24 protein-coding genes are annotated in these 23599 nt (G+C 40.1%); 11 read left to right on the top strand and 13 right to left on the bottom strand.

What is annotated here, in order from left to right; genetic code table 11:
- Positions 1 to 4: 4 nt before the first annotated feature.
- The 7 genes from QLQ22_RS03020 to QLQ22_RS02990 all read right to left on the bottom strand — a co-directional run bounded on the left by QLQ22_RS03020 (position 5) and on the right by QLQ22_RS02990 (position 8221).
- Positions 5 to 1012 (bottom strand): ATP-binding cassette domain-containing protein, encoded by a 1008-nt coding sequence (locus tag QLQ22_RS03020; RefSeq protein WP_223439561.1) that lies wholly within the window; start codon positions 1010 to 1012, stop codon positions 5 to 7.
- Positions 1013 to 1074: 62 nt separating this feature from the next.
- Positions 1075 to 2139 carry a putative 2-aminoethylphosphonate ABC transporter substrate-binding protein gene (locus tag QLQ22_RS03015; protein ID WP_420828820.1) on the bottom strand — a complete coding sequence of 355 codons (1065 nt, stop codon included), beginning with the start codon at positions 2137 to 2139 and terminating at the stop codon, positions 1075 to 1077.
- A 167-nt stretch (positions 2140 to 2306) separates the two neighbouring features.
- Positions 2307 to 2996, bottom strand: coding sequence for a DUF2306 domain-containing protein (locus QLQ22_RS03010; protein WP_223439559.1), 690 nt, complete (start codon positions 2994 to 2996; stop codon positions 2307 to 2309).
- 125 nt (positions 2997 to 3121) lie between these two features.
- Complete coding sequence (locus QLQ22_RS03005; RefSeq protein WP_223439557.1) at positions 3122 to 4087, bottom strand: DMT family transporter; 966 nt, start codon at positions 4085 to 4087, stop codon at positions 3122 to 3124.
- A complete protein-coding gene (locus QLQ22_RS03000) occupies positions 4084 to 5325 on the bottom strand; it encodes an amidohydrolase (RefSeq protein ID WP_223439554.1) in 1242 nt (413 codons plus the stop codon). Before QLQ22_RS03000 ends, QLQ22_RS03005 begins: the two co-directional genes overlap by 4 nt.
- On the bottom strand, positions 5294 to 6553 hold the full coding sequence (locus tag QLQ22_RS02995; protein ID WP_223439552.1) for an amidohydrolase family protein: 1260 nt from the start codon (positions 6551 to 6553) through the stop codon (positions 5294 to 5296). The genes QLQ22_RS03000 and QLQ22_RS02995 overlap by 32 nt, the downstream gene beginning before the upstream one ends.
- An 84-nt stretch (positions 6554 to 6637) precedes the next feature.
- The gene (locus QLQ22_RS02990; RefSeq protein ID WP_223439550.1) at positions 6638 to 8221 is read right to left on the bottom strand and encodes a glutathione ABC transporter substrate-binding protein; all 1584 of its coding nucleotides are present in this window, start codon (positions 8219 to 8221) and stop codon (positions 6638 to 6640) included.
- Between the two features lie 188 nt (positions 8222 to 8409).
- Here QLQ22_RS02990 and QLQ22_RS02985 point away from each other — a divergent pair, with 188 nt between their 5' ends.
- The 9 genes from QLQ22_RS02985 (at position 8410) to QLQ22_RS02945 (ending at position 16573) form a co-directional block, all read left to right on the top strand.
- Entirely contained in the window at positions 8410 to 9315 is a 906-nt protein-coding gene (locus tag QLQ22_RS02985; RefSeq protein WP_338037012.1) for an ABC transporter permease, read from the top strand.
- Positions 9316 to 9334: 19 nt separating this feature from the next.
- Positions 9335 to 10255, top strand: a complete 921-nt coding sequence (locus tag QLQ22_RS02980; RefSeq protein WP_223439548.1) for an ABC transporter permease — start codon at positions 9335 to 9337, stop codon at positions 10253 to 10255.
- 12 nt (positions 10256 to 10267) lie between these two features.
- A complete protein-coding gene (locus QLQ22_RS02975) occupies positions 10268 to 11272 on the top strand; it encodes an ABC transporter ATP-binding protein (RefSeq protein ID WP_284015984.1) in 1005 nt (334 codons plus the stop codon).
- Positions 11269 to 12252 (top strand): ABC transporter ATP-binding protein, encoded by a 984-nt coding sequence (locus QLQ22_RS02970; protein WP_223439544.1) that lies wholly within the window; start codon positions 11269 to 11271, stop codon positions 12250 to 12252. The genes QLQ22_RS02975 and QLQ22_RS02970 overlap by 4 nt, the downstream gene beginning before the upstream one ends.
- Positions 12253 to 12317: 65 nt before the next feature.
- A complete protein-coding gene (locus tag QLQ22_RS02965; protein ID WP_223439542.1) occupies positions 12318 to 13100 on the top strand; it encodes a sensor histidine kinase in 783 nt (260 codons plus the stop codon).
- A gap of 2 nt (positions 13101 to 13102) precedes the next feature.
- A complete protein-coding gene (locus QLQ22_RS02960; protein ID WP_223439539.1) occupies positions 13103 to 13789 on the top strand; it encodes a response regulator transcription factor in 687 nt (228 codons plus the stop codon).
- Positions 13790 to 13791: 2 nt separating this feature from the next.
- Positions 13792 to 15105, top strand: a complete 1314-nt coding sequence (locus QLQ22_RS02955) for an SLC5/6 family protein (protein ID WP_223439537.1) — start codon at positions 13792 to 13794, stop codon at positions 15103 to 15105.
- Between the two features lie 117 nt (positions 15106 to 15222).
- Positions 15223 to 15993, top strand: coding sequence for an isocitrate lyase/PEP mutase family protein (locus QLQ22_RS02950; protein WP_284015983.1), 771 nt, complete (start codon positions 15223 to 15225; stop codon positions 15991 to 15993).
- A 22-nt stretch (positions 15994 to 16015) separates the two neighbouring features.
- Entirely contained in the window at positions 16016 to 16573 is a 558-nt protein-coding gene (locus QLQ22_RS02945; RefSeq protein ID WP_223439533.1) for a bifunctional transcriptional activator/DNA repair enzyme AdaA, read from the top strand.
- Positions 16574 to 16652: 79 nt separating this feature from the next.
- On the opposite strand, the gene QLQ22_RS02940 is transcribed toward QLQ22_RS02945, so the two are convergent.
- The 6 genes from QLQ22_RS02940 to QLQ22_RS02915 all read right to left on the bottom strand — a co-directional run bounded on the left by QLQ22_RS02940 (position 16653) and on the right by QLQ22_RS02915 (position 21658).
- Positions 16653 to 17960, bottom strand: a complete 1308-nt coding sequence (locus tag QLQ22_RS02940) for a globin-coupled sensor protein (RefSeq protein ID WP_284015982.1) — start codon at positions 17958 to 17960, stop codon at positions 16653 to 16655.
- Positions 17961 to 18168: 208 nt separating this feature from the next.
- The gene (locus QLQ22_RS02935; protein WP_223439529.1) at positions 18169 to 18801 is read right to left on the bottom strand and encodes a response regulator transcription factor; all 633 of its coding nucleotides are present in this window, start codon (positions 18799 to 18801) and stop codon (positions 18169 to 18171) included.
- A complete protein-coding gene (locus QLQ22_RS02930) occupies positions 18794 to 19834 on the bottom strand; it encodes a sensor histidine kinase (protein ID WP_223439527.1) in 1041 nt (346 codons plus the stop codon). Before QLQ22_RS02930 ends, QLQ22_RS02935 begins: the two co-directional genes overlap by 8 nt.
- Positions 19831 to 20562 (bottom strand): cell wall-active antibiotics response protein LiaF, encoded by a 732-nt coding sequence (liaF, locus tag QLQ22_RS02925; protein WP_223439525.1) that lies wholly within the window; start codon positions 20560 to 20562, stop codon positions 19831 to 19833. The genes QLQ22_RS02930 and liaF overlap by 4 nt, the downstream gene beginning before the upstream one ends.
- 79 nt (positions 20563 to 20641) lie before the next feature.
- Entirely contained in the window at positions 20642 to 21286 is a 645-nt protein-coding gene (locus tag QLQ22_RS02920) for a PspA/IM30 family protein (RefSeq protein WP_223439523.1), read from the bottom strand.
- A 21-nt stretch (positions 21287 to 21307) separates the two neighbouring features.
- On the bottom strand, positions 21308 to 21658 hold the full coding sequence (locus tag QLQ22_RS02915; protein WP_223439521.1) for a lmo0954 family membrane protein: 351 nt from the start codon (positions 21656 to 21658) through the stop codon (positions 21308 to 21310).
- 238 nt (positions 21659 to 21896) lie between these two features.
- Here QLQ22_RS02915 and QLQ22_RS02910 point away from each other — a divergent pair, with 238 nt between their 5' ends.
- Positions 21897 to 22097: a DUF3311 domain-containing protein gene (locus QLQ22_RS02910; protein ID WP_223439519.1), complete on the top strand. Its 201-nt coding sequence runs from the start codon at positions 21897 to 21899 to the stop codon at positions 22095 to 22097.
- A complete protein-coding gene (locus QLQ22_RS02905; RefSeq protein WP_284016735.1) occupies positions 22097 to 23584 on the top strand; it encodes a sodium:solute symporter family protein in 1488 nt (495 codons plus the stop codon). Before QLQ22_RS02910 ends, QLQ22_RS02905 begins: the two co-directional genes overlap by 1 nt.
- The last annotated feature ends 15 nt before the right edge of the window (positions 23585 to 23599 follow it).

Raw genomic sequence — 23599 nt, 5'->3', positions numbered from 1 at the left:
CCATTTAGACAACCACCTGTTCTTTGTAGGCTAACAATCGATGATCAGGCAGCGTAATCTTCAAAGATTTCCCTTTCGAGAGATCCATCCGGTGCGCCATATGAGCCGATAAATCTACAAGCAAATTCTGATTATATAGCTTTGATTCCTTTTCTATTATTTTCACTTTCACACGATAGACAGGACCTTTGAATTCAACTGCTTCAATCACTGCATTTGCTCCGCTGTCATTCGTAACCTGAACATGCTCAGGCCGTATCGCCATCAGGTGATTTGTGTCAGAGTTCAAGAAATTCATAGAACCGATAAAGTTCGCAACAAATGGCTGATTAGGCTGATGGTACACTTCCTGCGGTGTACCCGCCTGCATAATTTGAGCATGATTCATGACGACAATCCTATCTGCCATTGTTAATGCTTCCTCCTGATCATGCGTGACCATAATGGTTGTGATCCCAATCTTTTCTTGAATGGCCCGAATTTCATACCTCAGTTTTTCACGCACCTTTGCATCAAGCGCTGATAACGGTTCATCAAGCAGCAGGAAGTCCGGCTCAAGTGCAATCGCTCTTGCAAGTGAAACACGCTGCTGCATACCGCCTGAGAGCTGTGCCGGATATTTGTCCTTAACATGCAGAAGATCTACTAGATTCAGAGCTTCCAGGGCTTTCTCTTTCACTCTTTTTTTCGGAACCTTGCGGGTTTTCAGTCCGAATTCGATATTTTGAAGAGCTGTTAGATTAGGAAACAGCGCATAGGATTGAAACACGATTCCGAAGTTGCGTTTAGCCGGAGGCAAACCTGTAATATCTTTGCCATTCACATAAACACATCCTGCATTTGGTTCCTCAAGTCCTGCAATGATGCGCAGCAGGGTTGTTTTTCCGCATCCGCTCGGTCCGAGCAGACAAACAAATTCATTTTTACGAATGTCAAAAGATACATTGTTAAGAGCTGTAAACTGATTGAAGTTTTTACTTACTCCTTCGACCTTCAGATAGGAATTCGGCATCTTTATACCAGCCTTTCTAATGGATTTGGCGAGAAACTAAGTCCTCGCCCAGCCTCATTTTCTTACTCTTTTGGTTCTGCTTTTTCCCCAAATTCAGCTTCCCACTTCTTAAGAATCATGTCGCGGTTTTCTGCAGCCCAATTCAGATCATTTTTTTTGTACATTTTATCTTGTACACCTTCAGGAAATGCCTCTGCTTTTTCAAACTTGTTTTCCATTGTTGAAAATCCATTTGCATCGTAATATTTCTTCATCACATCATCTGTAATCGCCCAATCTAAGAAAGCTTTTGCAGCTTTTTCATTTTTCATCTCATTTTTAGCAATAAGTCCATTCGCTTCAACATCCCAGCCCAAGCCTTCTTCAGGGAGGATGACATCTACAGGGGCACCATCTTGTTTTTGTGTGACACCACTGTATACTAATGAAATTCCAATTGGATATTCGCCAGCTGCAGATAGCTTAGCAGGCTTTGACCCGGAATGTGTGTAGGTACCGATGTTTTCATGCAGTTTTTCCATGTATTCATAGCCTTTGTCTTCGCCCATCATCTGCAGCCATGCATTTACCGTTAAGTATCCTGTGCCTGATGATGCAGGGTGAGGCATAACGATTAACCCTTTGTACTCAGGTTTCGTTAAATCTTCATACGTTTTTGGAATTGGCAGGTTTTTCTTTTCAAGCTCCACTTCGTTTACAACTATCCCAGTCATAAATGCTGTATTTCCAACCCATTTTTCAGGCTGATTGGCATCTTTATATTCCGGAAGAATTTTATCTGAATCCTTTGGGGTATAGCCTTCCAGCATTTCTTTCCCATCCAGCGCCAGCAGACTTGAAGCAGCCAGTCCCCAAACAACATCTGCTTCAGTATCTTTACCTTCTGCTAAAAGCTTAGCTGTGATAATTCCGGTTGAATCGCGGACAATATTTAAGTTAATATTCGGGTATTTCTCCTCAAACGATTTTAAGTATTCTGGAATAAGTTCTTCTTCAATAGCAGTGTAAACCGTAAGTTCACCTTCTATTTCTTTGTTTGCTTCTCCGTTTGTTGCATTTGACCCGCAAGCAGCCAACAGTGTGAAAGACATAAGTAAAACGAAAAGCTTAAGAATGTGGTTTTTCATTGTTTTTTCTCCCCGTTTAGTATTTTTCCTTACAAATACAATATAAAACCACAATGTTAAGCAAATATTAACGTGGAGTTAAGAATTTGTTTTGTGTGCTTTTTTGTTGTATTCCTTTGTCTTTAAAATCAAAAAGAAACAGAGGGGACCATGCCCCTCTGTTCTTCTTAAGCAGCTTTCTTTATAAATTTTTTTCTGTAATAAATCGATAATCCGACGATTAAAGGCGTAATCACGATTGTCGGCAGGAACCACAAGAGGATACTAACTGATTCTATTGCAAGCAGCCTTGGAGCTCCAAATACCATAAAAGCCGTGATCGTCGAAATGCAGCAGGCAAGCATACCGGAAAAATGCTCAAACCACCAATGCATTTTCTTTTTCGGTTTTTGAAGCCAATATGAAAGCTGGGAGATTCCAAGAAATATACCAACAAGCGGAAACCATGTCAGCAAAGGAACGTCATTTACACCCCCGTAGATGCACATTCCAATTCCAGATGAAAGGAGCAGCAAAGGATAGAAGAGATCAAGTACATTTCTGTGCCGATCCTTTCGATTTTTATACCGAAGGACACGAATGCCATAATAAGCTGCTGCTGAGCTTAAAATGGCAATAAAAATTAAAAACCATGAAAATGAAACGAGCTCTGGATTTGCATGCTGGTCAAAAAAAATGCGGTATGCACCCATATAAAAAGCGCTGATTGCCACCACAATCATACCGCCGGTATAAACCCAGCCTGTTACCCGGTGGGCCTTGCCTCCTTTTTTCGTGACGATTGGAACCCAAAAGACAAACAAAGCAATAAATCCGCCAATAATATGAAGGATTTTAAAAAATTGAAATAACTCCACGTGAATCACTCCCATCATTTTACTTTACCATTTTTTACATTATTTTCTTATTATCATTTGTGTTAATTTTTTATCTCAATGCAAAAAGACTGCGTATCATACATACCCGCAGCCTTACTTTCAATTTAAAGTTTAAGAGATTTGTCTCTTTTTTTTCCAAGATTACGCAAAAACTCATTGCTCATGCCGTCTCCCGCTACTAAGGCATTCCGTTTATTCGACTGTATCGCCATAGCAACCCCTGTAATGATCAGCAGCGATCCAATAAATTGGATGGAACTTACCGTTTCTTTTAAAATCAGATAACCTGCCATCATTGCAATAAATGGCTCCATATTTAATAGCAGTGATGCATTGGTAGAACCGACCTTGGAAATACAATGATTCCAAATAAGCGGACAGATTCCATGCATGATAATGCCGGTCACTATGAGCAATAACCACATACCTGCCGGTGCAGTTCTCGTTAGGCTGACGTCCGAGAATGGAAGGGCGGCTGTCATGAATACCATGCCAAAAAAGCTGGAGTAAAAGGTTATGATTCCAGAAGAGAAACTGTTTGCGTATCTTTCAACCATAACCATAAAACAAGAAAAAGATAACATAGTAAGAAAGATGTATCCCTCTCCAGCACCGATTACAATAGAACCTTTTTTCACGATAACCAGAGTCACACCTGCAAAACTAAGCATACTCCAAGCCCAAAAGAGGATTTTCTTTGCTTCCTTAAATAATACAAAATTAATAAACGCTGTGAAAATGGGTGCAGTCGCTAAGATAAGTGCCGCAGTAACAGGTTCTGCTTTTGTTAAACTTGCATAGAAACTCCAATGATTTAATGTAACACCAATGAATCCGATCATCATAAGAAATAGGACGCCCTTTTTAAATGGCTGATGAGCGGTAACAACTTTAAACAAAATGATAAATAAAAAGAGATTGATGAAAAGGAGCCGTATGAATGCAATTTCCATTGGACGGAAATAGTTTATCAGGATTGCTCCAAAGATAAAGTTACTGCCCCAGCAAATGACACAAAAAAGAAGGCCCATATAGATGAACATGGGCTTTCTCATAAGAATATGCTTCATACTGTATACTCTAATTTACTTAACGTTCCGTATACAATTTCCCCATTTATCATGATGGCTTTCCGATCTGGACGTCTTGCAACTGCTTCTGCTGAGGAAGCAGCCTCTATGAAAATGAAATTTGCTTTATCTTCAGCTTTCGGCCATAGATATTCTCCTTTATTTGTTAACGCTGTTACGCCTCCCGTTGCCCACTTTAACGTGCTCCGAAGCGACACCTCATCAATTCTGCGGCTAATTTGTGCATATTTTTGAACCTTCTCGAGCACATCTCCATTCCCATGAGGACTCCATGAATCATAAAAACCATCACAGCCAAAGTGGACATCTACGCCATGAGCATCTAAAAGCTCGATTGGCGGTAAAGATTTTGTAAGAGGAATGGTTGACATAATTGAGACACCATTTTCCCTTAAGCGTTCTGCAAGTGCTCTTTGCTGAGCTTCAGGAACCTCTCCGATACAGAAAGCATGGCTGATAGCAGAGCGGTTCTGCCAGTTCGCTTCTTCAACGTAATCCATCCACTTATCTATTGTATAGGTTCCTACGTTTCCTCCATCGTGTAAATGAATATCAACGTCTGCGTTAAACTCTGCAGCAATTTCCATTGTTTCGTATAATGATTTCTCAATCGAGCGGTCGATACCAGCAGGGTCCAGTCCTCCGACCATTGTAGCTCCATTTCTCATCGCTTTTCTCATTAACTGCGGAACATCATCTCTTAATAATCCATGCTGCGGAAAAGCAATGACATCAGCGGTAATCACACCTTTGAACTCTTCTAGTGCTTCAAGAACACCTTCTAAATTTTTCAGACCAATATAGGGATCAATGTTAACATGCGTTCTGATGTGGGTTGAGCCTTTGGATAAGATCATTTCAATCATGCTCATTGCCCGTTGCTTCGCTGTTGGTGCAAGTTCTTTTAGTTCCTGCGCTTCAAAATGGAGCCGTTCATTTAAATTCTTTACTGGCTTGCAAGCCTTCCAATCCAAAGATAGATAGGTTTTGTCCAAATGATTATGCATTTCCTTGAAGGTTGGAATCGCAAGTAATCCGTTTGCATCAATTACTTCTGCCTGTTCTGAGATACTTTCAGTATGGTGCAGCCGCTCCATAATTTTTCCCTCTTTAATTCCAATATGGAATAGATCTGTTTTCGTTTCAATAAGTCCATCTTCGTTAAGCTGATTTCCCACCTCTAATTTAACGTTCTTCAGCCATTTCAAGTTCATCATTCCTTTCTAAGCAAGATTGATCTGCTTTATTCCCATTCTTATAGACAGATACAATTCGTGCTCTTCTTGCAACAGCTTCAGCTGAACAGCTTGCATCCACTAAAATAAAGTCTGCCTGGTCCCCAACTTTCGGCCACACTTGTTCACCTGCATCATTAAGAGGAGTGACACCGCCTGAGGCATATTTCCAAGATCTATTTAATGAAAATTCATCAATACAACGGAAACGTTCCGCTAAAACACTTAATTTTTCCACTGTATCCCCAGTTCCAAATGGAGACCAATGATCAGTAAGACTGTCGTGGCCAACAGATACTTTTAGTCCATGTTTATCTAATGCAGGAATTGGAATAGTATGACGATTTATCGGAACAGTAGTTGTAATATCAATTTCTTGTTCTTTTAAAACATTCATAATATCTACGAGCGGCTGACCTTCTAGATCACCCAGTGCAATGGCATGACTGATTGTCACTTTCCCCTTCATTTTGGCTTCTTTCGTAAAATCAGCAAGACGTTCAAAAGTAAAGGCTCCTAATGAATTAGGTTCATGGAGATGAATATCTATACCTGCATTGTGTTCTGCCGCAATATCAAATGTTGTCCACAAAGATTTTTCAATATTTCGGTCGATTGTCGCTGGATCCACTCCGCCTACATGTGTTGCTCCATTTTTCATTGCATCTCTGATTAATTGCACAGAGCCGCTTCGCAATAACCCGTGCTGAGGGAAGGCAACAATTTCATAGGTTATGAAATTTTTATATTTTTCTAGCGCATTTATTGTTATTTCAAGATTTTTCAGGCCAGATGTCGGTTCAACATTACAGTGTGTTCTGATATGTGTATGGCCATTTTGCAGCAGCAGCTCAATCATTTTCTCTGCGCGTTCTTGAGCAAATGGGAATTGTTTAGGCAGCAGGTCCTTTTCTTCCTCAATTCTGGTAAAGATGCCATTTGTAATTGGACGACACGCTTTCCACGGACCGCTAAAATACGTTTTATCAATATGTATGTGCATTTCACGAAAGGATGGCAGCATGAGCTTTCCTTTTGCATCAACAACAGGTAAAGAATTCTTGATCTCGTTTTCATCTGCTGTCATGGACGTTAGCTTTCCATTTTCTATTTTCAAATGAAACTCTTGCGCAACGGTCCCCGTAACTGTGCCATTTTCCTTTTTAAAACCCGTTTCAAGCCTGACATTTTTCAGCCAAAATGTATTCACTGTAAAGTTCCCCCCATATTGATTTTTTCTATTAACCAAGGATGGTGACCCGGAGCGTTTTTTCGCCTGAGCCACCTATTCCTCTTACTCTAGTGTAACGTCATTTACCATTAAATAGTTGACAGCATTAAGCCAGAAGTCATTTACTTCATTGTTATATATGGCCATGTGCTCGTAGTTTCTTATTGGAATGTACACAGCGTCGTCCATTTCGATGGCCATCGCTTCCTCATACAGCTTTTTTCTCACTTCTGGATCTGTTTCTTTTCTGGCTTGTTCAATTAATTGATCGACTTTTTTGTTCGTATAGTAGAAATGATTTCCCGGAGAACCATGAGAGTCGGAGTGGAACAAGTTATACTGATTATAATCTCCATCTCCTGTGGCATTTCCCCACCCTCCAATAAACATATCTTGTTCACCTTTATCCACCGCTTCAATATAGGCTCCATACTCTAATACTTGAATATTTACGTTAACGCCAATCCCTTTTAACTGTGACTGAATGACCTCTGCCATGTTAATTCTCTCTTTACGGTCACTTGTTATTAACGTTAACTCCAATCCGTCTTTGAAGCCGGCTTCTTTCAGCAAATCTTTTGCTTTATTTGGATTATACTCGTATGGCTTTATTTCTTTGCTGTATCCGAACACTTTTGGGCTCATTGCCGCATTGGCCAGTGTTCCTGCTCCGTTGTAAACCCCTTTTATTATCGCTTCTCTTTCTATGGCAGAAGAGATCGCTTGGCGTACCTTCACATTATCAAAAGGAGCTTTTTGTGTATTAAATCCAATGTATTCAACGGCCAGTCCTTCTGTCCGGTAGAGGTTAAGAGTGTCTGAGTTATTAATTCTATCAATTTCCGTTACAGGCACCTGATCATTGATATGGGCTTCTCCTGTTTCAACCATCGCAATACGAGTAGAATCCTCTGGAACAACTTCAAATTCAATCCCATCAATAAGAGGTTTCTCTCCCCAGTATTTATCATTTTTCACAAGGGTAATGGACTCGCCTGATTTCCAGGATTCAAATTTAAAAGGTCCAGTTCCTACTGGTTTTTTTGATAAGGTATCTGAACTTTCTTCAATTGCTTTGGGACTTATAATACTCCCTTCATTACTGGCTAAAATCGAAAGGAGAGGGGCATATGGCGTACTAAGTTTGATTTGAACCTTGTTCTCATCAAGAACGTTTACTTCCTTAATCATGCCGAGCTTATCCTTTTGAGGGGAGCCTGTCTTTGGATCTATCAAACGATCCAAGGTTTTCTTTACAGCATCTGCATTAAACTTGGAGGTGTCGTGGAAAGTAATCCCTTCATTTAAAGTGAATTCCCATGTTATATCATCAGTCTGTTCCCAGCTTTTAGCCAATCCGGGAACAATTTTCATGTCCTTATCAAATGTGACCAATGTTTCATAAACCTTTTGATATAAAACATTTGCCGAGGGAATATCCGTAATAAAATGAGGATCCAGATTCGTGGCATCAGATAGTCGAACGACCTTTAGAACCCCCCCTCTCTTCTTTCCGCTTTCATCACTTGATGCTGTTTCATTACTGGTATTGCCTGTAGAACATGCTTGCACCAAAAGCATCGACATGATGATGAATAGAACCATAAGACCTTTCATACTCTTCTTAAGTTTTCTTGAATTCCTCATTTTTCCCCTTCTTCCTTTTTTATGTTTGCAAGGCTTAATTGCATTATAAAAAAGAAATCACAGAATTTTTTGCAATATCTTTACTTGTTTTTTTACTATTTTGACAATTCTAAAAGATTGTCTATTTTTTTCTTTCTGCTTCCACTATCTTTAGGTTACACAAAAAAATTTCATGAGGGGGACACATGATGACGACAGAACTAAAGGCTGAAGAGGTACAAAGAAGCTTTTCTGAACCTGGCCCAACACTGTTCATCGGAAGGTTACGACAATTTTGGGAAATCTTTTCTAAAAACAAAGCAGCCGTAGTCGGCGGGGCGATTATCCTTTTTTATATTTTAATTGCCCTTTTTGCTCCGCTCCTTGCTGCACATGATCCATTTGAAATTCAATTAGACAAAAAGCTTCAGCAGCCGAGCTTTGAGCATTGGATGGGAACAGATGATAAGGGAAGGGATATTCTGGCAAGAATCCTCTATGGATCAAGATTATCCATGGGAATCGGATTTGCTGCAGTTTCATTTGGGGCATTTTTCGGAATTATCATGGGACTTGCAGCAGGATATTATGGCGGCTGGGTTGATACAATAATCAGCAGGATTTTAGATGTTATGCTCGCTTTCCCTGGGATTCTATTAGCACTTGCCATTATCAGTGCGCTAGGACCAAGTCTAGTGAATGTCATGATTGCTGTTGGAATATTTTCGGTTCCTTTATTCGCAAGGGTAGTGAGAGGCTCAACTCTTGAAACAAAAAAACTCGAATATATCGACGCCATTCGTTCATTGGGAGCAAATGATGGGACAATTATTTTCAAGCATATTCTGCCGAATATCCTATCACCTATCATCATTCAAGGAACATTGCGCTTAGCAACAGCTATTCTTTCAGCCGCAGGTCTTTCTTTCTTAGGCTTGGGAGCTCAGCCCCCTTCACCAGAATGGGGAACGATGCTATCCAGCGGCAGAGATTTTCTGTTCAGTGCTCCATATATCGCATTATTCCCAGGGCTCGCCATTTCTGTTCTTGTTCTCGGGTTTAACTTATTTGGAGACGGATTGCGCGATGCCTTGGATCCGCGGCTAAAATCATAATGAACCGGAGGAGAAAATTGTGATATTTTATATTTTTCGAAGATTACTGGAAATAATCCCAGTCATATTTGGAGTAACACTCGTTGTATTTCTAATTATGCAGATGGTGCCAGGGGATCCAGCAGTATTACTTGCAGGTGAAGGTGCATCAAAAGAAACAATCAATCAAATACGAGAAGAATTAGGTCTAAATGGACCTCTGTACATGCAATATGGCGACTATATCCTCAATGTCTTTCAAGGAGACTTGGGAACATCATTAAAAAGTCAGCAGCCTGTCCTTCAAGAGGTCCTTGCAAGACTGCCTATTACAATTGAATTAGCGTTCTACAGCATAATGATTACCATTGTCCTTGGAATGGCAGCAGGTATTATCTCGGCAGTAAGACCATACTCTCCTACTGATATTACTGTCATGATTGTGGCCTTATTAGGTATTTCTCTTCCAAGCTTCTGGCTTGGGATGCTTTTAATGTATGTTTTCTCCGTTAAATTGCATCTATTGCCTGTTGCAGGGTGGGACAGTATCCTCCACATTATTTTACCTGCTTTTACCCTTGGGTTAGGAGGCGCTGCAATCGTAGCCAGAATGACCCGCTCGAGCATGCTTGAAGTTGTGCGAAAGGATTATATTCGCACGGCTCAAGCGAAAGGTCTAAAAGGTTACGTCATTATTTATAAACATGCACTTCGAAATGCACTAATACCAGTTATCACTGTAGTAGGACTTCAATTTGGGGCTTTACTTGGCGGAACAGTTTTGATCGAATCCGTTTTTGCCATTAACGGTCTCGGGCGTATGATCGTAGATTCCATACGCATGCGGGATTTGCCAATGGTACAAGGCGGCGTTCTTATCGCCTCCCTCGTCTTCGTTTTTGTTAACTTATTTGTTGATATTTTATATCGATTCTTTAATAAACGAATCGAGTTAAATTAGGAGTGATCAGGTATGGATAAAAAAGTTGTGCTGAAAGTAAATAATCTCAAAACCTATTTTTCATCAAAAAAGGGCGTAACCAAAGCTGTCGATGGCATTGATTTTGTTCTGCATGAAGGGGAAACTCTTGGGATTGTCGGGGAATCAGGCTGTGGAAAAAGTATGACATCGCTTTCCATCCTTCGTCTTATCCCTTCTCCCCCGGGAAAAATTGTTGATGGAACAATTAACTTTAAGGGGAAAGATATTTTACAAATGTCTGAGAAAGAGCTGCGTCAGATGAGAGGAAATCAAATTTCGATGATTTTCCAAGAACCAATGACCTCTTTAAATCCAGTCATACCGGTTGGAGAACAAATTGCTGAAGCGATACGGGTTCATCAAAGGCTGTCTAAAAAGGACTCGTGGAAAAAAGCGGTTGAGATGCTGGATCTCGTTGGGATACCTTCTCCTGATAAACGGGCAAAACAGGAGCCCTTTCAGTTAAGCGGCGGAATGCGTCAGCGGGTAATGATTGCAATGGCTCTAGCTTGTAATCCGGAGATATTAATTGCAGACGAACCGACTACAGCACTTGATGTAACTATACAAGCGCAAATCCTGGAATTAATGAAAGATCTTCAAAAGAAATTAAATATGGGCATTATTTTTATCACTCATGATCTTGGTGTTGTTGCTGAATTATGTGACAAAGTTGCTGTTATGTACGCAGGTCAGATCGTTGAATACAGTACAACTGAACAGCTATTTGTAAACCCGAAACACCCATACACAACCGGTCTCATGTCCTCTCTGCCTAAACTGCATGAAGACCAGGAAGAATTACAAACAATGAAAGGAAATGTCCCTTCGCCATACGATATGCCGAAGGGGTGCCGTTTTTCTCCTCGATGTCCGCTGGCAACAGCGCAATGCCATGAGGAGGAACCATCTCTTGCTACTTTAGAGGATGGCAGTCAAATTCGCTGTTTCCTTTATACCCCAGACTCACCAAAAAAAGGAGTGAAGGCAAAATGACAGAAGCGATAGCAGTAAAAAAGCCATTATTAGAAATCAGTGGACTCAAGCAATACTTTCCTGTTAAACGTGAATCTCTGTTTCAGCCCAAACAGGAAGTAAAAGCAGTTGATGACATCAGCTTCACCCTTTATGAAGGGGAAACATTAAGTATTGTTGGGGAATCGGGATGCGGAAAATCAACTACCGGCCGTGCTATCCTGCAGCTGGAAAAACCAACTGAGGGAGTCATTAAATATAATGGAATAGACCTAACCAGTCTATCTAAAAGAGACCTAAGAAAAATGAGAGGTGATATTCAAGTTATCTTTCAGGATCCATATGCATCATTAAACCCGCGTCAAACCGTAAGAAAAATTTTGAAAGAAGCAATGACTATTCAGAAGGTGCTTCCACCATCACAGCAAGAGCAAAGAATGAAAGAACTCATGGATTATGTCGGTCTTCCTCTTGCTTCATTAGACCGTTTACCTCATGAATTCAGCGGCGGCCAAAGACAAAGAATCGGCATCGCCCGTGCGCTTTCAGTTAACCCTAAAATCATCATTTGTGATGAAGCCGTCTCTGCTCTCGATGTTTCCATCCAAGCACAGATTTTGAATTTATTAAAACGGCTTCAAAAAGAGCTGCAATTAACGTACCTATTTATTTCACACGATCTTAGTGTAGTAAGACATATTTCTGATCGTGTGATGGTCATGTACTTAGGGAAGCTTGTAGAGGTAGGATCAAAACACCAATTGTTTCAGGAGCCGCAGCATCCCTATACAAAAGCATTACTATCAGCAATTCCAGTGGCAGAAATTTCAGTAAAGAAAAAAGAGAGAATCATTTTAAAAGGAGATGTTCCTTCTCCTTTAAATCCGCCGTCCGGATGCAAATTCCATACTCGCTGTCCTTTAGCGACAGATCTATGTATAGCTGAACTCCCCCCTATGATTGGAAAAGATGGTCATTTTTCCCGCTGTCATTACGTTTAATAGATGTTTTCAGAATCTTCTTTTTCTACTAGAATAGATACATAATTAGTTCGGGGAGTCTTACAATGATTACACTTGAGTCCTTTTCCTTCTATATAATGATTTGTGTTTTAGCCCCTTTACTCGGGGCTTTTAGCTTATTGTTCTTATTCATTTTTGAGAAAAGATTAGATCAATTAAAAAAGGAAAAAACAGAGTTAATGCTGAAACAGGAGCTTCAAGAAGCAAAATACAATCAGCTTAGCCGTCAAATACAGCCGCATTTCTTTTTCAATACACTGAATGTCATCCTTAGTTTAGCAAGATTAAACAGAAGAGAAGAACTGATTTCCTCCATCGAAGTTCTCTCTAAATACTTAAAATTCAAATACAAAGAAACAGAGCCTTTCATCACGATTGAAGAGGAAGCAAGATACACACAGTACTATCTGGATATTCAAAAAATCCGATTCAGAGAAAGACTTGAAATCATATGGAAAACTGAGAATGAGGTTTTAAGCGCCCTTATCCCGCCTTTCTTATTGCAAACTCTTGTTGAGAATTCTTTTAAACATGGATTGGAAAAGACACCCGGCAGTGTCAAATTAATCATCTCTATTAAAGAAGAAAACGAACATATTCAATTAGATGTATGGAATACCTCTTCTCCTGAAGTTGATTACGCATCTTATCAGGAAGACGATGAAATAGGCTTAGGTCTATTGAATATTCAAAAAAGGCTGCAAATGCTGTTCCCGCTAAAACAGACCTATCTTAAACTGCAGCAAGAAGAGCATGGGACAAACGTTCAAACTCTCTGGCCAAAATTATTGATAGAAAACCGCTATAATTTCCAAAAGGAGAGTTAAATATGCATATACTGCTTGTCGATGATGAACCTCTTGAACTAGAACAACTCGAATATATCATACAGCACCGTTTTCCTTATTGGACTATCCATAAAGCAATTGATGCATCAAAAGCTGTAAAAGTAATGAATGAATATCCTATTTCACTTGCTCTGCTGGATATTCAGCTGCCAGGAAAGTCCGGCATTGAACTAGGTCTAGAATTAAAAAGGCTAAAAAAACTTGACATCGTAATGGTAACCGCCTATCAGTCTTTTGATTATGCACAAGCTTCCATTCGATTAGGAGCAAAAGATTATATTACCAAGCCGATTATTGAAGAAGAGCTGTGCAAGGTGTTAGAGAACTATCAGCATTCGGATGTTCAATCACACATCATTCAAGAAGCAATAAATATTATCCATGAACAATATAGCCAAAAACTCTCCCTCTCCTTTCTGGCGAATCAAATCCATATCAACAGTGCCTATTTAAGCAGGAAGTTTCACGAAGAAATGAAAATCAGTTTCTCTGAATATCTAAATGACTATCGAATTGAAATGGCGAAACAATTACTGCAGGAATCAGAGAAATCCATATCTTCTATTTCAGAAGAGTGCGGATTTAATAGCCAGCATTATTTTAGCGTTTTATTTAAAAAACAGACTGGTTTATCACCGAGAGAATACAGGCTTAGAGAGAAGGTTTAATTATGAAGCAGGGAGTCTATCATCACTATATTCAAGGAGGCATTAAATTCGGGATTGCATATGGCGTCGTTTCTCTTTTAGCGAGATGGATTACAGGCAATACCATTCTTTCATCACCAGAAACACTTGTTAAATATGGACTTTTAGGAGGTGTGGGCTACGCATTAATGGGTGCCTTTGCTCTCTTTTCTTTTGGCTGGATTGCCCCGATTATACGAGAACGCTTTCCAGATGCCATGACAATTGGCGATGTCTTAACGACAAGGCTCAAGGGGAATTCCTACTGGTTTGTCATGACAGTCTTATTGATTACAAGTATTGACTCCCTCTTTATACAGTCCCTTGGGGCAGGTATATTGCTTCATTTGCTATTTGACATTCCTGTTTTTGTTGGGCTGTTCATTTTTTTTGTATACTGCTTTTTACTGGGTGGAATTGGCGGTATGAAGAAAATTCATCAATTTGAGGGGGTACATATTTCCCTTATTTTTGCTGCTATTATTCTAATACCCGTTTATTTTTTTATCCAAGAAGGGATTTTTCCTGTTTATGATGGCCTTCATCTCTACCATCCCTACTTATTATTTCTCAAAAACAGCTCTGTCACCCCCTTTGTCCTTACTGCTCTATTAATCGGATTTGGGCAGGTCTTGATAGATAGAGCCAGCTGGCAGCGACTCTACATTATTGAAAAAAAGAAAATCAGGACATCATTCATGATGGCAGGCATTATTTGGGCAACCATTCCCATTGCCTTCTCCGGAATGATTGTCATAGCGATTTTCAGCCAAGGATATGAAAATCTTTATTCCGTACTCTTCCAGCTCATTGATAAAATGGACTCATTATTTTTATTATTGCTGTTTATCGGCTGCTGCTTCAGTGCTCTAGCATCTACAGTGGGCGCCGAACTGCATGCAACATCTATTATGATTATCCGAAATATGCTTACTGACAAATTTAATTGGAACGAACGTACCCAGCTTAAAAATACTTACATCGCTGCGGGTATTCTCTCTCTGTCGCTGTTTGCAATTAGTTCTCTTCTGTCTCCCAATTTACTTGAGCTCATTTTCTTTTTTGGGCAAGTCTATGCATCGATTATCCCAACAATGGCAGCAGTTATTTTCTACCGAAAGGAAATTCCCGCTTACTTGCCGTACTGCTCATTAGCAGGATGGACGGCCGGAACAATATCCCTTTTTTATCAATCTTCCATTTTCTCCATTTGGATCAGCTTTTTCACAGCAAGTATACTGGTCTTCCTTTATCTTGTAATGAATAAAGCGAGGTATGATTATCGTGGAAATAATTAAGATTCAGCCTCTCTGAGCCCCATACTCACCGAAAGACCATAAGAGCAAGAATGAGGACGAAATGGATCCAGCTTCCTTGTTAAAATAGGAACATCCAAAACATTAGGAGGCTGGAAAATGAACAAAATAAATACGTTTAATGAGCTCCACTCAACAGAAGATTTATTATTTTTAGGCAATGCCTGGGACCAGCTGTCTGCTTTGGCACTTGAAAAAGCAGGGTTTAAAGCAATTGGCACGACAAGCTTTGGAATTGCCCGCTCTCTTGGATTTACAGATGGTGAAAACATTGATTTTGATAGTCATTTAAAGATTATTAAAAGGATTGCTGATTCTGTTAAAATCCCCGTTTCTGCAGACATTGAGGCTGGTTATGGAGAAGACATGGATACAATCGTTTCTAATGTGTTAAGAACAGCTGATGCAGGTGTCGCAGGTATAAATATTGAGGATTCACTGAAGAAACAAATGGGACTTAAAGAAGTTGAACAGCACAGCTGCTTATTGTCAAAAATGAGAACAGAGTTAGATCGTACTGGCTTTGAAGGATTTTATATAAATGCCAGAATCGATACGTATCTCCAAAAGGAACATCCTCTTTTGGAAACAATCGATCGGGCAAAGGCATACGCAGAAAGCGGAGCCAGCGGAGTTTTTGTTCCCGGTTTGTCAGCAGATGAAGAAATAAAGGAAATTGTCTTTCATGTAAACGCTCCGCTTAATATTTTATCTTTACCTGGGCTAACGAATGGTACTAAGCTTAAAGAATTAGGAGTTAAACGCTTCAGCTTCGGAAATGCACTATCTGACAAAATGATATCTTTATTAGAGATGAATGCCGCTCACTTATTAGAGTATAGCGATACTGCACACTTATACGAGAAATAACCTTGAGGCGGGGTGTCCTATTATGCCGGATGTTAACCTTTCTTTTGAAGAAAAGTGGGAGAAAATCATTGCTTGTGATCAAACCTATGATGGGTTATTTTTTACGGCAGTGAAAACAACTAAAATTTATTGCCGTCCTTCTTGCCGATCCAGAAAGCCTAAAAAAATAAATGTTGAATTTTACAATGACCTATTAAGTGCAGAACAAGCCGGATTCCGTGCCTGCAAGAGGTGTCAGCCAGAAATAGAACACTCTCCTCATCTTGTACTTGTCAGAAAGGTTATTGCTTTCCTGGTAAACAATTATAATCAAAAGCTCCAATTACAGGATATTGCAGAACATGCCGGAGTAAGTCCGTTTTATCTCGAACGGCTATTCAAACAGGAAACGGCTGAAACTCCACGATCCTATTTGGAAAAAATAAGAGTCGACAAGGCTGCCCATCTTCTGATAAGCACGGACAAAAATAATCTGGATATTTGCTTTGAAACTGGATTCCAAAGTCCTTCAAATTTTTACAAGATATTTCGCCGTTTGAAAAATTGTTCGCCAAGTGAATATCGAAACCTTTCCAGTTAAAGACATTGAAGGAACCAAAATTAAAAGGCTCTGCCTTTTTCAGGTAAGGCCTTTTGATTGAATAGAATTGATATGGAATTTATAGCTGTCTCTCCGCTTTTTGCAGTAAAACGTTGGCCAGTTCCGATAAGCTTTCTGTCGTTTTATTAATTTCTTGAATGGAATCAACAATTGCGTCCAAATCCACTTTATTCCGCCCAAACATTTCCATGTAATTCTCCATCTCCATTTTTACAGTTATCAGACCGCTTCTAACTTGTGCAATTTGAGATTGGGAGGTTTGAGTTGAATCATTCATTGAACTCATGATAGAGACAATCGTATCCATATGCTTATTGCTGTTTGATATTAATGAGTTAATTTCGTTGCTCGTTCTCTTGGAATCTTCCGCAAGCTTTCTGACTTCACTGGCTACAACAGCAAAGCCTTTTCCATGATCTCCTGCCCGTGCAGCTTCAATTGATGCATTTAGAGCCAGTAAATTCGTTTGATCTGCAATGCCTTCAATTTCTTTTGTCATTCTCGTAATTTGATCTGATATGCCTTTAAGGTTGCCGATGCCTTCAAGAGAGTTTTCCACTTTTTCAATAACCTCTCCAAACGCTGAAACCATTTCGTCCATTTGCTCTTCGTTCTTGTTCGTCAAATTCAGGAGGTTTTTGCTGCTTTTTTGAGTTGATTGAATTTCTTCCCGGATTTGTTCGGCCTTTGAGCTTGTATCGTTCATAGTGGAGTCTGTAAGCTGAACAGATGCCGCCATTTCCTGGCTGATGGAAGACAGCTCCCGTTGAAGGTTTACATTTTCTTCGTTCAGATCATTCAGCTCATTCATTCTTTTTTGCATATATTGATCAACTACTAACTGTGAATCCAGATTTATTGCATGTGTAAGAGCCAGCAGGGCCACAGAGAGTTTTTGAGGCTCATTTTGAAGCACCTGAATGACTTGTGGAATCAGCAGGGAGCTGATTGCCGAGTATGTCGCCAAAAACCATGTAACAGGCAAGTGAGCACTGTTATGCGTTCCGCCGATACGGTTTCTCATCTCAAAAAATCGTTCATCCATTTCACCGCTCAGGAGACTTTTAAAATAATCAGCAAACACTGTTTTTAAGCGTGCTCTTGTCGTATGATCCATAGCAATCCTGCTTAATACAGGCTGCTTATATAAGTGATTCAGAACTGATTCAAGGAGCTCATCAAGCAGCGGCAGGACAACTGGCTTCAGTTCTTTTAATGTTTCGAGCTGTTCATTGGTATAACCCATGTATGCAAGCCTCGAAGATAATTCTTTATCTTCAACAAATACCATCTGTTTATTATCAGGAAACCCCATGACAGGATTAAATGTTTCTGCCGTCTGTTTTTTTGAGAAAAGTTTCAGCATGCTCGTACCCCTTATTTTTAATTAGTGAATTGATTTCTATTATTAAGAAGATCTAAAAACGTTCAATCTTTAAAAATGACATTCTATTCTTACTATCGGCATAAAAAGATAAAACTAAAGTCCCAAATCTATTTATTGTCCGCAAAAAAAAAAGCGCAAATCTTTTGTGATCTGCACTTTGTCCTCACTCTATGTATCCCTTCACGCCTTATTGTACAAGGGAATGTTTAAATGCATAAATAACGGCTTGTGTGCGGTCCTGCACGCCGAGCTTGCTTAAGATATTGCTGACATGGGTTTTTACTGTTTTTAATGCTATAAATAACTCATCGGCAATTTCCTGATTCGTTTTTCCTTCTGCCACGAGCAGCAGAATTTCCATCTCCCTGGCGGTCAGCTCATCATGAGGGTTATGAATAGGTTTTTGACGCATTTTCATCATCATTTTCCCAGTTACCTCTGGTTCGAGAACAGATTGCCCATGAAACGTATTCCGGACTGCATTTGCGATTTCGCTTGCTTTAGATGTTTTCAGCATATAGCTTGTGGCGCCTGCTTCTAGAGCAGGATACACTTTTTCATCGTCCAAAAAGCTTGTGACAATAATGATTTTGGCTTCTGGCCAGTTCTCGATGATTTGTCTGGTTGCTTCAATCCCGTCCATTCCTTCCATGACAAGATCCATTAAGATTATGTCAGGACGGAGCTCGAGTGCAAGTTCGATTGCTTTAAATCCGTTATCAGCTTCGCCGACTACTTCGATGTCGCTTTGAGCAGCTAAATAGGATGACACACCAATCCGCACCATTTCATGATCATCTACAAATAAAACTTTAATCATTATTCTCACCCCTTACAATTGGTATTTTAACCTCGAGCTTCGTTCCTTTTCCGGGGAAGCTCACTATTTTCATCGTGCCGCCAAGCAGAGCTGCGCGTTCGTGCATATTCTGCAGACCATAGCTTCCTGTCTTAGCTGCATCTACTTTAAATCCTGCTCCATCATCCATCACTCTAAGCAATATCAGATCATCCCGTTGAATAAAAAGCACTTCAAGTGTTTCTGCTTTTGAATGGCGCAGAGTATTTGAAACAGATTCCTGGAGGATGCGGAAAAGGTGATCTTCAATTCCTTTATCAAGCTTCATCTCTTCCATTTTCCATGAGATCTCCATCGGAACCTTCTGCTGCAGCTCTTCTAACAGCTCCTGCATTCCTTCGTGAAGCGTTTTCCCCTTTAGGGCAGCCGGTCTGAGATGCAGAAGAAGAGCCCTCATTTCCAGCTGAGACTGATGAATCATCTGCTCGACAATGCTTAATTGTTTATTTTCTGCCTCACTGCGATGATCAGCTGATTCATTGACTGCCGACATCATCATGGATGCTGCAAAAAGCTGCTGACTGACTGAATCATGAAGCTCCCTTGCAAGCCTGTTGCGCTCTTCAGAAACTATTTTTTGAATGCGCTTTTCCTGCTCTTCCGCTTTTTCATTTGCAAGCTTTTGAGAAAGCTTTGTTTGCTCTGTCATGTGCTTTTGAAGATTGCGCAGATGTATCCAGATTTTTTCAAACTCTCCTGATTTTCGGCTAAAAGCGCCATCTACATACTTTCCCTGCTCCAGCTGTGAAAGTCCATCCGACAGCTGTGCAATATCGCTTCGCAGAAAAATCCCCGAGAGAAAGCCGAGAAACAAGCCAATTAAAAGACTGACTGCAGGAACGAAATAGATTAAAGGAAGATCCAGCATTTCGCTTTCCCATAAAATGCTCCAGTCATCAAGCGGAAACATAACAAAAAAACTGGCAGATAAGAAGATGAGAACGGAAAAAGAAATGGCTGCACCTAAAGCCATTTGCCGAAAAATGCTGCTCATATCCTTTTCACCTCTAGATCACCAACTATCGAAGATGTCACCACTTTTACCTTTTGCACGGCATCCTCATAGCCTTTTGTCTGATACGAAACAACCTGATTAAAAAACTTTGGCTCACGATGTTCAAAGATGGATACTGCTCCGGCCCATGAAGAATGCTGAAAAGCTGCATCAAGCTCATAAGGGAGAAGGATTTTTACATTTCCGATGACATTCCGGATCACGATGATGCATTCTTCCTTCGGCAATACGGTGTTGCTGAGATCGATGATCGTGTCTCCGATTCCGCTTTGGATATTAATATCATTCCATTCATAGATTTCTTCTGCAGAAGTCTGCTGGCCAAAAACGTTGTTGCCGAACAGTGGTTTCTTATAAACAACATCTTCTTTTTGCAGAGAAATGGATTCTTTGATTTCAGGTGTAATAACAGCGGGCGTTTTTTTAGACTGCCTGTATTGAAACAATAAATAAATAGCGAAAGCGAAAATCAAAAATTTTACTGCCCATAAATTCATGACCGTGATAATCAAACTTATTAAGCCAAACCAAAAGAGAAGTTTTCCCGTTTTCCTGGCAAGGCGTTTTTTCCCAAGATATATGCAGATTGATGAGAAAAACAGAAAAAAGATAAGCCCTCCATGATCAAACAGGACTTCAAGCATAAGCAGCACGATTCCAATGAGTAAAATATACGTCATCATATCAGCGTTCGCTTTTTTGAGCATATGGGCTTACCTCCTTTCCTTCCCGATTTTGTTTTTAAAAAGGCGCAGAAACCTACGCCTTCTCTAGAATACCATGTTTTTATTGTGTAATAGAATCTTCTTTTTTAAGTTCTTTTTCAAGCTGTGCAATTCTGCCATCAATTGTATTGCGGTGATAGCCTGTATTGACCTGATGCTCTAATCGCTCAAGATAGTTTTCCATCTCATCAAAGCGGCCATACGAACCAGCCGAATAGCTGCTGTTGTCTAATACTTTGTTCATGCGGTGAGAAGCGCGTGCTGTATTTTCACGGCCCATCAGTTCCATGCGCTTGATATACATGTCCTTTAGTTTATGCTTCATTTCTTCATACTTGCGTTCAAGATCTTCTAATTGACGGGTTACTTCTTTTAAGGATTCGCTCAATCTTACTGTACGCTCCTGATACTGTTCATGTTCTCTCACTGCAAATTCATGCAGTTCTGTCTCGCCGGCCTGTGCTGCAATTTCTGCCTGGCGCTTGCGTTTTTCAGTAAGGTGCTCTGCCTGCTTATATTCGCGTGTGAATTCCTCTTTTAATAAATACTGTCTTTCCACAAGGTTTCGGACCTTATCAGTTTCCTGCTCACATTCTCTTAAGTATTGATTCAGCAGAGCGATTGGATTTTTCTGCTCTTTTTGATCCAGAATTTCGTGAAAATCTGCCTTGATTGTTTCCTTAATTCTTGTAAACAAATTACTCATTTTTTACCTCTCCTCTTTCAATTATTGATTTTTTTTCATTTCTGCCCATTGTCTTTCAAAATTTGTGAATGGGTCGTTTGTTTCTTTAAAAGCAGTCTTTTCTTTGTTGTTCCATTTCTTATAGACAATATAAAGGATGTAAGCTGCGACTGCGCCAAGTACGGCTGGAAGATTTGATGCCGACGCACATAAGGCAATGATTCCGGCGATTGCCCAGAAAACTTTCATTCCAGTTGAATCAGTCTTCATGAATCCTTTATACGAGTAATAAAGGATAACCAGACTGATGGCCAGTGCCAGCATTGGGGCAAGATTTGCGAGCAGGACTATGGCTGCTATTCCCCCTGCGATCAATAAACCGAATTTTTTCATATTCTGTTCCTCCTTTCTATATCTCTATCCTACCTTCCCTGCGGTTTTCTCATAACGAGCCAGAGCTTTATTTTGAACTAAGACTTGAGGCGTAGCAGTCCATGAGACCGCATGGTCCAACATTATTCCTTCTAATATATTAAATTTTTATATAATTTTAAAAATTCCCTCTTGTCCGATACTTATTTCCTTGTTATCATAATGAACATTCAACTATGTAACTACAGGAGGCATTTTAGTGAAAAAGCAATATTTTATTGGTTTACTTATTTTTATCCCATTTTTACAGATTATCTTGCTTCCTTTCGTAAACAGGATCGATCCGATCATACTCGGATTGCCGTTCCTTCACCTCTGGCTCTTCCTGTGGATTGCCCTGACTCCTTTATGTACGTGGGGAATCTTTAAAATCCAAAAGAATCAGGGAGGTCTTGAATGATGCAGCAGGGAAATGTGACAGCACTAAGCATTACGATATTCATTATTTTAACGGTTGTATTAATTGGTTTTTTAGCCGGACGTGATAAAGCATCGAGAAGCTCTGTTGAAGAGTGGTCAGTTGGAGGCAGAAAATTTGGAGGACTGCTTGTCTGGTTTTTAGTAGGTGCAGATCTATACACCGCTTATACCTTTCTTGGTTTGACCAGTACAGCATTTCAGGCCGGGAGCATTGCCTTTTTCGCGATTCCTTATTCGGTGCTCGCGTACTTTATCGCTTATTTTTTCCTTCCGAAGCTCTGGAAGGTGGCAAAAAAATTTCAGCTGACAACACTTGCAGATTATGCACGCGAGCGCTTTGACAGCAAGCTGCTTTCGTCGTTAATTGCTATCGTTGGCGTACTTATGCTGATTCCTTATATCGATTTGCAGCTCAGCGGTATTATGGATACATTGCGTGTTGCGGGAACTGGATATATTAATGTAACCGTCGTTGTTATTACTTCTTTTTTCTTAGTTGCACTGTATACTTTCTTCAGTGGAATCAAAGGTCCAACATACACAGCCATTATTAAAGATGTTCTTGTATGGGCCATTATGCTTTTCATGGTTGCATCTCTTCCAATCATTCACTTTGGGGGATGGACACCGATGATCGATAAAGTAGTGACAGAAGCTCCCCAGCTTTTAACGATCCCTGAATCAGGACCAAAAGGGCTGATGTGGTTCTCTAGTGCGGCAGTTGTCTCTTCTCTTGCCCTGTTTATGTGGGCTCATGCTGCTACAGGTGTATTTACAGCCAGAAGCGCAGATGCCATCCGTAAGAATTCGATATTTTTGCCTTTATATAATGTCGTATTAATTCTTGTCATCTTCTTGGGATTCATTGCTTTTCTCGTTCTGCCGGGAGATACGGATCCGCGATTTGCACTGCTGACGCTGATTCAGACATCCTATGGCGGTGTTGCACAGGGCCTCGCTTATTCAACAATTGCCCTTGCTTCTCTCATTCCATGCTCCATCATGGCGATTGGCGCATCGAATTTATTCGCTAATAATATCTATAGAGATTTAATCAATCCCCGAGTAAAACCGGCAAAGCTGACAATGATTACAAGAAGCATGGTTTTTCTGGTAATCGGTTTAGCCTTAATCTTTGGATTATTATTTCCGACTGCTCTTGTATCCCTGCAGCTGCTTGGGGTATCAGGAATGGTTCAGATATTCCCTGCCATCGTGCTCAGCCTTTTTTGGCAAAAGCAGACGAAGGAAGCAACCATTATCGGTCTCCTCGTAGGACTGACGGTAACATTCACAGTATATGGAACAGGCCTTTCTTTTGGAGTTTATGAAGGTTTCTGGGGATTATCAGCTAACTTCTTGACTCTATTCATCTTAAATCCGATTTTTTCAGCAAAAACAAACCATGTTGCCAAATTCCTTTTTCAGAATAAAAAGCAGCATGAACCTATCAGAAAAGGCGCTTAACAAAAAACAGGTACA

The organism is Metabacillus hrfriensis (genome assembly GCF_030127205.1).
GTDB classification, from domain to species: Bacteria; Bacillota; Bacilli; order Bacillales; family Bacillaceae; genus Bacillus_P; species Bacillus_P dongyingensis.
This window is presented reverse-complemented; position numbering and strand designations above follow the sequence as displayed.

Bases quoted from the DNA above. Each gene is read 5' to 3' on its own strand.
- QLQ22_RS03020 (WP_223439561.1), bottom strand. From the start codon at position 1,012: ATGCCGAATTCCTATCTGAAGGTCGAAGGAGTAAGTAAAAACTTCAAT.
- QLQ22_RS03015 (WP_420828820.1), bottom strand. From the start codon at position 2,139: ATGAAAAACCACATTCTTAAGCTTTTCGTTTTACTTATGTCTTTCACA.
- QLQ22_RS03005 (WP_223439557.1), bottom strand. From the start codon at position 4,087: ATGAAGCATATTCTTATGAGAAAGCCCATGTTCATCTATATGGGCCTT.
- QLQ22_RS03000 (WP_223439554.1), bottom strand. From the start codon at position 5,325: ATGATGAACTTGAAATGGCTGAAGAACGTTAAATTAGAGGTGGGAAAT.
- QLQ22_RS02990 (WP_223439550.1), bottom strand. From the start codon at position 8,221: ATGAGGAATTCAAGAAAACTTAAGAAGAGTATGAAAGGTCTTATGGTT.
- QLQ22_RS02985 (WP_338037012.1), top strand. From the start codon at position 8,410: ATGACGACAGAACTAAAGGCTGAAGAGGTACAAAGAAGCTTTTCTGAA.
- QLQ22_RS02975 (WP_284015984.1), top strand. From the start codon at position 10,268: ATGGATAAAAAAGTTGTGCTGAAAGTAAATAATCTCAAAACCTATTTT.
- QLQ22_RS02970 (WP_223439544.1), top strand. From the start codon at position 11,269: ATGACAGAAGCGATAGCAGTAAAAAAGCCATTATTAGAAATCAGTGGA.
- QLQ22_RS02965 (WP_223439542.1), top strand. From the start codon at position 12,318: ATGATTACACTTGAGTCCTTTTCCTTCTATATAATGATTTGTGTTTTA.
- QLQ22_RS02960 (WP_223439539.1), top strand. From the start codon at position 13,103: ATGCATATACTGCTTGTCGATGATGAACCTCTTGAACTAGAACAACTC.
- QLQ22_RS02955 (WP_223439537.1), top strand. From the start codon at position 13,792: ATGAAGCAGGGAGTCTATCATCACTATATTCAAGGAGGCATTAAATTC.
- QLQ22_RS02950 (WP_284015983.1), top strand. From the start codon at position 15,223: ATGAACAAAATAAATACGTTTAATGAGCTCCACTCAACAGAAGATTTA.
- QLQ22_RS02945 (WP_223439533.1), top strand. From the start codon at position 16,016: ATGCCGGATGTTAACCTTTCTTTTGAAGAAAAGTGGGAGAAAATCATT.
- QLQ22_RS02940 (WP_284015982.1), bottom strand. From the start codon at position 17,960: ATGCTGAAACTTTTCTCAAAAAAACAGACGGCAGAAACATTTAATCCT.
- QLQ22_RS02935 (WP_223439529.1), bottom strand. From the start codon at position 18,801: ATGATTAAAGTTTTATTTGTAGATGATCATGAAATGGTGCGGATTGGT.
- QLQ22_RS02930 (WP_223439527.1), bottom strand. From the start codon at position 19,834: ATGAGCAGCATTTTTCGGCAAATGGCTTTAGGTGCAGCCATTTCTTTT.
- liaF (WP_223439525.1), bottom strand. From the start codon at position 20,562: ATGCTCAAAAAAGCGAACGCTGATATGATGACGTATATTTTACTCATT.
- QLQ22_RS02920 (WP_223439523.1), bottom strand. From the start codon at position 21,286: ATGAGTAATTTGTTTACAAGAATTAAGGAAACAATCAAGGCAGATTTT.
- QLQ22_RS02915 (WP_223439521.1), bottom strand. From the start codon at position 21,658: ATGAAAAAATTCGGTTTATTGATCGCAGGGGGAATAGCAGCCATAGTC.
- QLQ22_RS02905 (WP_284016735.1), top strand. From the start codon at position 22,097: ATGCAGCAGGGAAATGTGACAGCACTAAGCATTACGATATTCATTATT.